Source organism: Arthrobacter sp. ZBG10 (genome assembly GCF_001238605.1).
GTDB lineage: Bacteria > Actinomycetota > Actinomycetes > Actinomycetales > Micrococcaceae > Arthrobacter.
Map to the genome: position 1 here is coordinate 1 of NZ_LFQH01000004.1, position 10,467 is coordinate 10,467.

The window sequence follows — 10,467 nt, forward strand, 5'->3', positions numbered from 1 at the left end:
TTGAACCAGTGGCTGCGGAACCGGCACCAGTGGAGGCGGCACCCGCTCCTGCGGGCGACCCCAACCTGTACACCGTCCGGCCCGGCGACACGGTCGGTGCGATTGCCGCCGGCCACGGCGTGGACATGAATGCCATGCTCGCGGCCAACGGCCTTGCCGCCTACAGCCTCATCGTTCCAGGCCAGACACTGCTCCTCACCGGCCCCGCCTTGCCGGTCCCGGAGGCTCCGGTGGTTATCCAGGCCCCGGGCGCTCCCCCAGCGGCGCAATTCACCGCCGCCGTTTCCGCCCCTGCACCCGCGGCCGCCCCGGCTCCGGCACCCGCACCCGCTCCCGCTGTGCGGACCATCTACGTGGCCGGCGCCGGCGGGCAGTCAATGGTGGATGCCTGCATCGGCCCCATCCACTTCACCCCGAATGACGGCTACTCGCTGTTCATCACCGAACATGACTTCTGCGGCGGCTGGGGCCGGTTCTCCGGCATCGGCGTAGGAGAAACCGTGAGCATTCCCGGCTACGGCACGTACACGGTGACCGGGCGCGGGCAGGTACCGAATCCAGGCACCACCAACGATGTGGTCAACGTCTTCGGCGGCTTCCCCCGGGCCATCCTGCAGACCTGCATCCCGGGAACCAGCCAGATGCTGCTGATTGCGCTGAACTGAAGCATCCCCAGCTTGTCCGCGGATCCGGACCCGGCCTGGGTGGGATCTGCGGACAAGGCCAGGACCTGTCCCATCCGGTCCTTGGCCATATCTGCAGGAAAAAGCCCATGGTAATCAGGGCAAAGAAAAACACCCCGGTCCGAAGACCAGGGTGTTTTTCTTCAAAATGTGGCAGATGAGGGATTCGAACCCCCGTAGGCGTTGCCAGCTGATTTACAGTCAGCCCCCTTTGGCCGCTCGGGTAATCTGCCGAACTTCAAAAGAAGATCACCCCCGACTGCAGCTTGTGGACCGGTGTGAACCGTTCCGCTCCCAGTAACCGCGGGCAAGACAACTTTACAGAACTTCCGCCGAAGAATCGAATCGGGCGCGGCGCGGGCAGAAAACCCGCGGAACGGCGGGAAAAACGGCAAGCGATCCACCGCCCGGCGACCCAGGGTGGGGCGGGTCAGGCTCCGCCCAGGATCCGGCCGGCGAGCCGGGCCTCGAACTTGACGGCCTGTTCCTCGGTGATCTGGTTCAACTGGACGGCCCGCAGCAGGTCATCGCTCACACCGCTCATGCGGGCGGAGGCATCCGCTACCGGGGTGAAAATGACGGACGCGGCGATAGCGGCGGCAGCCACTGAGGTTGCGGCTGCGCCTACGGCAGCCGAAGTGGTGCGGGTGACATAGGCGACGGCCTTGCGGTGCATGGTGTTCCCTTCGAGCAAACTTCCCAATGAGTCCAACTCTGTCCGCGCCGGCTTCGTTCCCGCCCTGCGTCCGCTGTGAGGGAACTGTGAAAAGCCCACCCCCCTCGGCGGGACCATCCGTACTAGGCTTGCTGGCAGAGTTCCGTGCCCTGTGCGCAGGGTGATAACCATCAAAAGGAGAGTCATGGCAGGCGAGTCAACGTTCGACGTCGTAAGCAAAGTGGACAAGCAGGAAGTGGCCAACGCGCTGAACCAGGCGCAGAAGGAACTGGTGCAGCGCTACGACTTCAAGGGCGTCGGCGCGGAGGTGGATTTCAGCGGTGAGAAGATCCTGATGAAGGCCAACTCCGAGGAACGCGTCCTGGCAGTCCTGGATGTCCTCCAGTCCAAGCTCATCCGCCGCGGCATCTCACTGAAGTCCCTGGACACCGGAGAGCCTTTCCCCTCCGGAAAGGAATTCCGTCTGGAAGCCTCCATCAAGGAAGGCATCGAGCAGGACCTGGCCAAAAAAATCAACAAAAAGATCCGCGACGAAGGCCCCAAGGGCGTCAAGTCCCAGATCCAGGGCGACGAGCTCCGCGTTTCCTCCAAATCCCGCGACGACCTCCAGGCCGTTATGGCGTTGCTGAAGGACTTCGACGAGGCCGACCTGCAGTTTGTGAACTTCCGCAGCTGATTCTGCGCCCATGACGGCCCCGGGACCCCCGGGGCCGTCATGGCGTAACCTGCACGCATTAGCGCATATTTGGTTTGCGTAATTGCCTGCCCGCGGTACCCTCTTCCTTAGGCCTGCCTAACATACAGCGCCCTAAGCGAAAGAAATCCATGACAGCCAACTATCTGATCGGCCTGCGCGAGGGCCTCGAAGCCACCCTGGTGGTGGTCCTCCTGATGGCGTACCTGGTCAAAACTGACCGCCGGCACCTCATCCCCCGCCTCTGGGCCGGCGTCGCCGCGGCAGTGGCCGTCTCCATCGGGTTTGGCGCCCTCCTGACGTTTGGCCCGCGCGGGCTGACCTTTGAGGCGCAGGAGGCGATCGGCGGTTCCTTGTCGATTGTCGCCGTCGGCCTGGTGACCTGGATGATTTTCTGGATGGCGCGCACTGCCCGCACCCTGGGCACCGATCTGAAGTCCAAAGTCGACAAATTCAGCGGGGGTGCAGGCTGGGGTTTGGTGGTTGTGGCCGCGGTGGCAGTGGGCCGGGAAGGCCTCGAAACCGCGCTGTTCCTCTGGGCCGCAGCACAGGCCACCGGCCAAACCACGCAGCCCCTTGTTGGCGCGCTGCTGGGCCTGGCCACCGCAGCGGTCCTGGGCTACCTCCTCCACCGCGGGGTCCTCAAAGTCAATCTCGCCAGGTTCTTCACCTGGACCGGCGCCACCCTGGTCGTTATCGCCGGCGGAGTCCTGGCCTACGGCATCCACGACCTCCAGGAGGCCGGGATCCTGCCGGGGCTGAACTCGCTGGCTTTCGATGTCAGCGGCGCCATCCCGCCGTCGTCCTGGTACGGCACCCTCCTGAAGGGCACCCTGAACTTTTCCCCTGCCACCACCTGGCTGGAAGCTGCCGCCTGGCTGCTCTACGTGGTGCCGGTGCTGGTCCTCTACCTGCGCGTCAACCGCAGACCCGCGGCGCCCGCGGCGCCCGCGGCGCCCCGCACCATCCCCACCCCAGCCACCACGGCTTTCTGAACCCCCACTGCCCTTTCACGAACAGGAACACCATGTCCGGCTTCCCCCTGCCTAAATCCGCACGCCGCTCCACTCCCCTGGGCCTGCTGGCCGCAACCGTAACCGTCCCGCTGCTGCTGGCCGGCTGCACCGATAACACCAAAGCCGCGGACGACGCCTCCGGCGTGATCCAGGTGGTCAGCTCCAGCACGGAGTGCAGGGTCTCGGTTGGCAGCGTGCCCAGCGGAAACCTGAACTTCGCCGTAAAGAACGACGGCGACCAGGTCACCGAGTTCTACCTGCTGGCGTCCGACGGGCTCCGCATCCTGGGCGAAGTGGAAAACATCGGTCCGGGCCTGACCCGCAACCTGGTGGTCACCGCACCGGCAGGGTCCTACACCACCGCCTGCAAGCCGGGCATGCAGGGCGACGGGATCCGGGCAGACCTGGAAGTGACTCAGTCCGGCAACGAACCCACAGCGGATGCGGACTTCCAGCAGCTCCTGGACACCGCCACGGCCCAGTACTCCGCGTACGTCAAGGACCAGACCGAGCAGCTCCTGGCCGGCACGGAGGAATTCGCGGCTGCCTTCGCCGCCGGGGACGCGGACAAGGCCCGCTCGCTGTACGCCGCCACGCGGCTGCACTGGGAACGCATCGAACCCGTCGCAGAATCCTTCGGCGACCTGGACCCACAGCTGGACGCCCGCGAGGTGGACCTTGAGCCCGGCCAGGAGTGGACCGGCTGGCACCGCGCGGAGAAGGACCTGTACCCGCCGGCGGAGTACACCGCCTTGACCGCCGCCGAGCGGACCACCATCGCCGACCGCATGGTGGCTGACACCAAGGACCTGCTGGAACGTACCCGGACCCTGGAGTTCACTGCCGACAAACTGGGCAACGGCGCCAAGGAACTGCTGGACGAGGTGGCCACCGGCAAGGTCACCGGCGAAGAGGAAATCTGGTCCCACACCGACCTCTGGGACTTCCAGGCCAACGTGGACGGCGCCCGGATCGCCTTCGAGAACCTCAAGCCCGCGTTGCTCCAAAAAGACGCTGCCCTCGCCGGAAGCCTCGACGAACAGTTCGCCGCGCTCCAGGCCGAGCTGGCCACGCACGCCCAGGGCGACGGCTTCACCTACTACGACCAGCTCAGCGAAGACCAGATCCAGCGCCTCGCCGGGCTGGTGGATGCCCTGGGCGAGCCGCTGTCCAAACTCACCGCGGCCGTGGTCCTGTGAGCGGCTGCCCCATGGGCGGGCACCCGCCCACCGGGCCTGACTCAGCCCCTGCTGAACTGCCCGCCTCGCGCCTGAGCCGGCGGAACCTCCTGAGCCTGGCAGGCGTGGGCGGCGCAGCAGCAGGTCTGGCCGCCGGCTTCTTCGGGCACGACACCGTGGCAGCCATGGCCGCTGACACCACCCCCGAGCCCGCGGACGATTCAGTGGTGCCGTTCCACGGCGACCACCAGGCCGGCATCACCACCGCGGCCCAGGACCGGCTGCACATGGCGGCCTTCGACGTGACCACCACCAAGCGCGAAGACCTCATCGCGCTGCTGAAGGACTGGACCGAAGCGGCTGAGGCCCTCACCAAGGGCCTGCCGGCCGGCGCCACCGGCGCCGTCGACGGACCCTACGGCGCCCCGCCCGAGGACACCGGCGAGGCGCTGGACCTCAACGCAGGCCGGCTGACCCTGACCTTCGGGTTCGGCGCCAGCCTCTTCGAAAAGGACGGCGTGGCCCGCTTTGGCCTGGACGGCCGGCGGCCGGAGGCCCTGATCGACCTGCCCCATTTCCCCGGCGACGACCTGGACCCGGCCCGCAGCGGCGGTGACCTGGTGGTCCAGGCCTGCGCGGACGACCCGCAGGTGGCGGTCCATGCCATCCGCAACCTGGCCCGGATCGGGTTCGGCAGGGCCCGTGTCCGCTGGTCGCAGCTGGGCTTCGGCCGGACGTCCTCCACGTCACGGGCCCAGCAAACGCCCCGGAACCTGTTTGGTTTCAAGGACGGCACCAACAACCTCAAGGTCGAGGACGCACAGCTGCTGGACGAGCACGTGTGGGCGGACTCCACCCGGCCGCAGGATGCGTGGCTGGCCGGCGGCAGCTACCTGGTGGCCCGGCGGATCCGGATGCACATCGAAATCTGGGACCGGACGTCCCTGGGCGAGCAGGAAGGCCTGATCGGCCGCACCAAGGGCACCGGGGCGCCGCTGTCCGGCGGCGGGGAGTTCACCGACCCGGACTTTGCCCTGACGGGGCGTGCGGACAAGCCGCTGATTCCTTTGGACGCCCATGTGCGCATTGCCCATCCGGCACAAAACGGCGGGGTCAGGATGCTGCGCCGGGGCTACAACTACACGGACGGTTCCGACGGGCTGGGCCACCTGGACGCCGGGCTGTTCTTCATCGCCTTTGTCAACGACCCCCGCACCCACTACGTCCCCATGCAGATGGCCATGGCCAAAACAGACACCCTGGCCGTGGAGTACCTGGAGCACACCGGCTCGGGCCTGTTCGCTGTTCCCGGCGGGGTCCAGCCGGGCGGCTACCTGGGCTCCGGCCTGTTCAGCTAACCACCCGGCTGCACCCGCCCGGAAGGGTTACTGCAGGGGCCGGCCGGCCATCCGTTCCAGCCGGGCAATCCGGTCGCGCATGGGCGGATGCGTGGCGAACAGCTTGTTCATGGCCCCGCCGCGGAACGGGTTGGCGATCATCAGGTGCGAGGCGTTGACCAGGTTCTGGTCCGGCGGCAGCGGAACCATGGTGACGCCCTGCTCGATCTTGCGCAGGGCTGAGGCTAGGGCCAGCGGATCTCCCGTCAGCTCCGAACCGTCCTCGTCGGCGTCGTACTCCCTGGTCCGGGAGATGGCCATCTGGATCAGGGAGGCCGCAAACGGGGCCAGCAGGGCCATGGCGATCATGGCCAGCGGGTTGGAGTTGCGCCGGTCGCCGCCGAAAAACAGCAGCATCTGGCCCACGGAGGTGATTACACCGGCCACGGCAGCTGCCACGGAGGAGGTCAGGATGTCCCGGTTGTAGACGTGCATCAGTTCGTGGCCCAGCACACCGCGGAGCTCGCGGGCATCCAGCAGCTGCAGGATCCCCTCGGTGCAGCACACGGCGGCGTTTTTCGGGTTGCGGCCGGTGGCGAAGGCATTGGGATTCATGGTGGGCGAGACGTAGATGCGCGGCATGGGCTGGTTGGCGCGGGTGGACAGCTCCCGGACAATCTGGTGCAGTTGTGGCGCCTGGGACTCCGTGACCGGGAAAGCCTGCATGGAGCGGATGGCGATCTTGTCCGAGTTCCAGTAACCGTAGGCGGTGGTGGCCACCCCGACCAGCGCCATGATCCAGATGGGCGCCGTACTGCGGGTTCCTGCGCCGATCAGCGCGCCGAGCACCAGGAGTACGGCCCAGAGCACACCAAAAAGAGCCGCCGTTTTCATCCCGTTATGGTGTTTGTGCATGGTCGCTTCCCTTCGTGGCCTACGGGACCGGGTGGTGGGAGTCGTACTTCCGGAACCCCGGCTGCAGTGCGGACGCCAGCCAGGCTCCCGCGATGCACAGCACGCCGCCCAGCAGCAGGACCCAGCCCTCACTCAAAAGCTTAGTGCCGCCACCGGCCAGGAGGTCGCCCACCCTGGGTCCGCCCGCCACCACCACGATGAACACGCCCTGCAGCCGGCCGCGCAGGTGGTCCGGGGTGGCGGCCTGGAGGATGGTGTTGCGGAAAACGCTGCTGACGGAGTCGGTGATGCCTGCCAGGATGCAGCACAGCACGGCGGGCACCAGCCACAATGTCACGCCGCCGTCCGGGGAGGGGCCGGCCAGCAGCACCACCAGCCCGAACGCGGCGATGGAGGCGCCCCAGCCCATGATCGAAAAGACCACGGCGCTGCCCTGCCTGCGGACGCCACCCAGCGGGCCGGAGAACAGCCCGGCCAGGAACGCTCCGACGGCGGTGGCCGCCAGCAGGATGCCCACGGTGGATTCGCCGCCGCCGATCATGATGGCGCCGATTGCCGGCAGAAGGGCTCGGGGCTGGGCCAGGATCATGGCAACCAGGTCGATCACAAAGGTCATGCGCAGGTTGGGGCGGGTGCTCAGGAACCTGAAGCCCTCAACGACGGACCGGAGGCCCGCTTTCCCACTGCCACCGGCGGGGCGCATGGGCGGGAGCCGGTACACGGCCCACACCACAAACGCGAAGGACGCAAAGTCGATGGTGTACGTCCAGCCAAACCCCACCCAGGCCACCAGCACGCCCGCCAGCAGCGGCCCGGCGGTCATGGCCAGGCCGAACGACATCATGCTCAGGGCGTTGGCGGCGGGGAGGAGTTCCTTGCGGATCAGCATGGGAATAATGGCGCTGCGGGCGGGCTGGTTGATGGCATGGGCGCCGCTCTGCAACGCCACCAGCAGGTAGAGGACCCACACGTTGCCCAGCTGGAACCAGGACTGCAGGGCGATCAGTCCCGTGGTCAGCCACAGGACTGAGCTGGCCAGCAGGGCAACCCTGCGGCGGTCGTGGGAGTCAGCGATGGAACCGCCCAGCAGCCCGCCCACCACCAGGGGCACGAGGGCAAAAATCCCCAGCAGGCCGACGTAGAAGCTGTCCTGGGTCAGCCGGTAGACCTCCAGGCTGACGGCGACGAGTGTGAGCTGGCTGCCGACAGCGGACACGGCTGACCCCAGCCACAGCCGACGGAAGGCAGGGCTTTCCCGCAACGGAGTGATGTCTGCCAGTATTTTCCCCACCTTGCAACCCTAATGGGGCTTCCCGCCCCCTCAACCCGGCGGGGTGCAAGGTAAGTGGAGCCTTATTGTGAGATGTTCATAATAAGTGGTTCAATGGAGCCATGACGGAGCACCTGGATGGCCACAACGCATGGGCAGCGTCCCTGCGCGCGCATGGCCGCCGCGTGACCAAACAGCGCCTTGCGGTGCTGTCAGCCGTGGAGAACCATCCCCACTCGCCGGCCGAAAGCATCCTCGCGGCTGCGCGTGCCGAGCTGCCTGAACTGACGGCACAGTCCGTTTATGTGGTGCTGGGCGACTTGACGGACCTGCACATGCTCCGTCGGTTCGAGCCGCCCCACTCCCCGGCGCTGTACGAAACCCGCGTTGGCGACAACCACCACCATGCCATCTGCATCAGCTGCGGCCGCGTGGAGGACGTCGATTGCGCCGTCGGACATGCCCCCTGCCTCACCCCGCACTGGAACGACGGCGCCAAGCCGATGACCATCCAGATCGCCGATGTTATGTACCAAGGCATCTGCCAGGACTGCCAGCAGTCCCAACAACTTCCTTCTGAACGTCCCTCACCAGAAATAAAGAAATAGGAGAACAATGACTGCCATTTCGACCACCCAGTCAGGTGCACCGGTTACGTCCGACGCGCATTCCCAGTCAGTTGGTGCCGATGGTGCCATCATCCTGACCGATCACTACCTGATCGAGAAGCTGGCCCAGTTCAACCGTGAGCGCGTGCCGGAGCGTGTAGTGCATGCCAAGGGCGGCGGCGCGTTCGGTACGTTCAAGACCACCTCGGATATCTCCAAGTACACCAAGGCCGCGTTCCTGCAGCCCGGTGTTGAGACCGAGATGCTGATCCGGTTCTCCTCGGTCGCCGGCGAGAGCGGCTCCCCGGACACCTGGCGGGACCCGCGCGGGTTCGCCGTGAAGTTCTACACCTCCGAGGGCAACTACGACCTCGTGGGCAACAACACCCCGGTCTTCTTCATCCGCGACGGGATCAAGTTCCCCGACTTCATCCACTCCCAGAAGCGCCTGCCGGGCACGCATTTGCGTGACGCGGACATGCAGTGGGACTTCTGGACCCTGTCCCCCGAGTCCGCCCACCAGGTCACCTGGCTCATGGGCGACCGCGGCCTGCCCGCCTCCTGGCGCGAAATGCAGGGCTACGGCTCACACACCTACCAGTGGATCAACGCCGAAGGCGAACGGTTCTGGGTCAAGTACCACTTCAAGTCCAACCAGGGTGTGCAGTCCATGTCCGGGGACCAGGCCGAACAGCTCGCCGGTTCCGACGCGGACTTCTACATCCGCGACCTGCAGGAAAACATCGGCGCCGGGAACTTCCCGTCCTGGGAACTGCACGTCCAGGTCATGCCCTACGAGGACGCCAAAACCTACCGGTTCAACCCGTTCGACCTCACCAAGGTCTGGCCGCACGGCGATTACCCGCTGATCCACGTCGGCACCATGGAGCTGAACAAAAACCCGGAGAACTACTTCGCGCAGATCGAACAGGCCACCTTCGCGCCCTCGAACTTCGTGCCCGGCATCGCCGCGTCCCCGGACAAGATGCTCCAGGCCCGCATCTTCTCCTACGCCGACGCGCACCGCTACCGGGTAGGCACCAACCACGCCCAGATCCCGGTGAACCTGCCCAAAAACCAGGTCAACAACTACAGCCAGGACGGGGCAGGCCGGTACCACTTCAACGCCCCGACCGTCCCGGTCTACGCCCCCAACTCCGTGGGTGGCCCGGCAGCAGTTGAGCCCGCCTCCCCCGCAGGTGGCTGGGAGAACGACGGCGAACTGACCCTCGCCGCGCACACCCTCCACACCGAGGACAGCGACTTCGTCCAGGCCGGCGCGCTCTACCGCGAGGTCTACGACGACGGCGCCAAGGCACGCCTCCTCGAAACCATCACCGGAGCAGTCAGCGGCGTGAAAAACCCCGGCATCAAGGAACGCGCCATCCAGTACTGGACCAACGTCGACACCGAACTCGGCGCCAAACTCCGCGCCAACCTCGGCGCCGGCCAGGTCGAATCCGACGCCGAAGCAGCCAACAAGGTCTAACCCACCACCACCCGGTGCATTGGACCGGCACCTGCCCGCTGAATTTACTTCAGCACGGCAGTGAACCGGTTCTTCACAGCGAACCCCGTCCCTTCAGGGACGGGGTTCGCTGCGTTTAATGCCTGGCGGGAGGGTGAGATCCCAAAGGAATTCCTCGACTGCTTCCGGCTGGTCCGTTCCCGCTCAATATTGCGGGCGAATATTCATGACGGACTTTGTTTTGACGTGACTATCAACGTCATTAAGACAAAGCATTCATGACAGTTCGGGAACTTCGTTTTCCTGCGGGGAAGCGCTCCATATACTTTGGCGACTGCATATGGTGTACACACAATTCCAGGGGATAAATTGGCATCAAATAGGGGCATCGCTTTGGACCGCGTTTTCAGTCCGGCCCGCATAGCGTTCACAGCACTCATTGTGGTGCTTTTCTCACTTCTTGTGCCTGCACCGGCTCTGGCTGCGACGACGGAGACTGAGCCCAACAGCAGCATGTCGACTGCCACGGTGGTTCCCTTGGCAACCACAATCTCCGGGTCAACCCTCAGCGCAAACTCCTCCGACACCGACTACTACGCTGCCGACCTGCCCAAAGCAGGCA

General features: G+C 65.8%; 10 protein-coding genes and 1 tRNA gene. 7 read left to right on the plus strand and 4 right to left on the minus strand.

Annotation, left to right across the window (positions count from 1 at the left end; translation table 11 throughout):
* Window positions 1–665: LysM peptidoglycan-binding domain-containing protein (locus tag ACU18_RS00895; protein WP_157407501.1), on the plus strand; the 665-nt coding region annotated here is incomplete at its 5' end.
* A 169-nt stretch (window positions 666–834) separates the two neighbouring features.
* Here ACU18_RS00895 and ACU18_RS00900 read toward each other — a convergent pair.
* Together ACU18_RS00900 and ACU18_RS00905 are read right to left on the minus strand one after the other, a co-directional pair.
* Window positions 835–916 (minus strand) — tRNA-Tyr (locus ACU18_RS00900).
* 197 nt (window positions 917–1,113) lie between these two features.
* Window positions 1,114–1,359 carry a hypothetical protein gene (locus tag ACU18_RS00905; protein ID WP_050683645.1) on the minus strand — a complete coding sequence of 82 codons (246 nt, stop codon included), beginning with the start codon at window positions 1,357–1,359 and terminating at the stop codon, window positions 1,114–1,116.
* 184 nt (window positions 1,360–1,543) lie between these two features.
* Here ACU18_RS00905 and ACU18_RS00910 point away from each other — a divergent pair, with 184 nt between their 5' ends.
* The 4 genes from ACU18_RS00910 to efeB all read left to right on the plus strand — a co-directional run bounded on the left by ACU18_RS00910 (window position 1,544) and on the right by efeB (window position 5,605).
* The gene (locus tag ACU18_RS00910; RefSeq protein ID WP_050683646.1) at window positions 1,544–2,035 is read left to right on the plus strand and encodes a YajQ family cyclic di-GMP-binding protein; all 492 of its coding nucleotides are present in this window, start codon (window positions 1,544–1,546) and stop codon (window positions 2,033–2,035) included.
* Window positions 2,036–2,184: 149 nt separating this feature from the next.
* The gene (gene efeU, locus ACU18_RS00915; RefSeq protein WP_050683647.1) at window positions 2,185–3,048 is read left to right on the plus strand and encodes an iron uptake transporter permease EfeU; all 864 of its coding nucleotides are present in this window, start codon (window positions 2,185–2,187) and stop codon (window positions 3,046–3,048) included.
* 32 nt (window positions 3,049–3,080) lie between these two features.
* The gene (gene efeO, locus ACU18_RS00920; protein WP_050683648.1) at window positions 3,081–4,268 is read left to right on the plus strand and encodes an iron uptake system protein EfeO; all 1,188 of its coding nucleotides are present in this window, start codon (window positions 3,081–3,083) and stop codon (window positions 4,266–4,268) included.
* Window positions 4,265–5,605: an iron uptake transporter deferrochelatase/peroxidase subunit gene (efeB, locus tag ACU18_RS00925; RefSeq protein ID WP_442853697.1), complete on the plus strand. Its 1,341-nt coding sequence runs from the start codon at window positions 4,265–4,267 to the stop codon at window positions 5,603–5,605. The genes efeO and efeB overlap by 4 nt, the downstream gene beginning before the upstream one ends.
* Window positions 5,606–5,632: 27 nt before the next feature.
* Here the strand turns inward: efeB and htpX are convergent, their stop codons facing one another.
* Both htpX and ACU18_RS00935 read right to left on the minus strand, forming a co-directional pair.
* Entirely contained in the window at window positions 5,633–6,499 is an 867-nt protein-coding gene (gene htpX, locus ACU18_RS00930) for a zinc metalloprotease HtpX (RefSeq protein WP_050683650.1), read from the minus strand.
* A gap of 19 nt (window positions 6,500–6,518) precedes the next feature.
* A complete protein-coding gene (locus tag ACU18_RS00935; protein ID WP_050683651.1) occupies window positions 6,519–7,790 on the minus strand; it encodes an MFS transporter in 1,272 nt (423 codons plus the stop codon).
* Between the two features lie 101 nt (window positions 7,791–7,891).
* On the opposite strand from ACU18_RS00935, the gene ACU18_RS00940 reads away from it, so the two are divergent.
* Entirely contained in the window at window positions 7,892–8,377 is a 486-nt protein-coding gene (locus ACU18_RS00940; RefSeq protein ID WP_050683652.1) for a Fur family transcriptional regulator, read from the plus strand.
* A gap of 7 nt (window positions 8,378–8,384) precedes the next feature.
* Window positions 8,385–9,866, plus strand: a complete 1,482-nt coding sequence (locus ACU18_RS00945; protein ID WP_050683653.1) for a catalase — start codon at window positions 8,385–8,387, stop codon at window positions 9,864–9,866.
* The last annotated feature ends 601 nt before the right edge of the window (window positions 9,867–10,467 follow it).

Coding starts and splice junctions, on each gene's coding strand:
- ACU18_RS00905 (WP_050683645.1), bottom strand. CDS start 1,359: ATGCACCGCAAGGCCGTCGCCTATGTCACCCGCACCACTTCGGCTGCC.
- efeO (WP_050683648.1), top strand. CDS start 3,081: ATGTCCGGCTTCCCCCTGCCTAAATCCGCACGCCGCTCCACTCCCCTG.
- ACU18_RS00940 (WP_050683652.1), top strand. CDS start 7,892: ATGACGGAGCACCTGGATGGCCACAACGCATGGGCAGCGTCCCTGCGC.
- htpX (WP_050683650.1), bottom strand. CDS start 6,499: ATGCACAAACACCATAACGGGATGAAAACGGCGGCTCTTTTTGGTGTG.
- ACU18_RS00910 (WP_050683646.1), top strand. CDS start 1,544: ATGGCAGGCGAGTCAACGTTCGACGTCGTAAGCAAAGTGGACAAGCAG.
- ACU18_RS00945 (WP_050683653.1), top strand. CDS start 8,385: ATGACTGCCATTTCGACCACCCAGTCAGGTGCACCGGTTACGTCCGAC.
- efeU (WP_050683647.1), top strand. CDS start 2,185: ATGACAGCCAACTATCTGATCGGCCTGCGCGAGGGCCTCGAAGCCACC.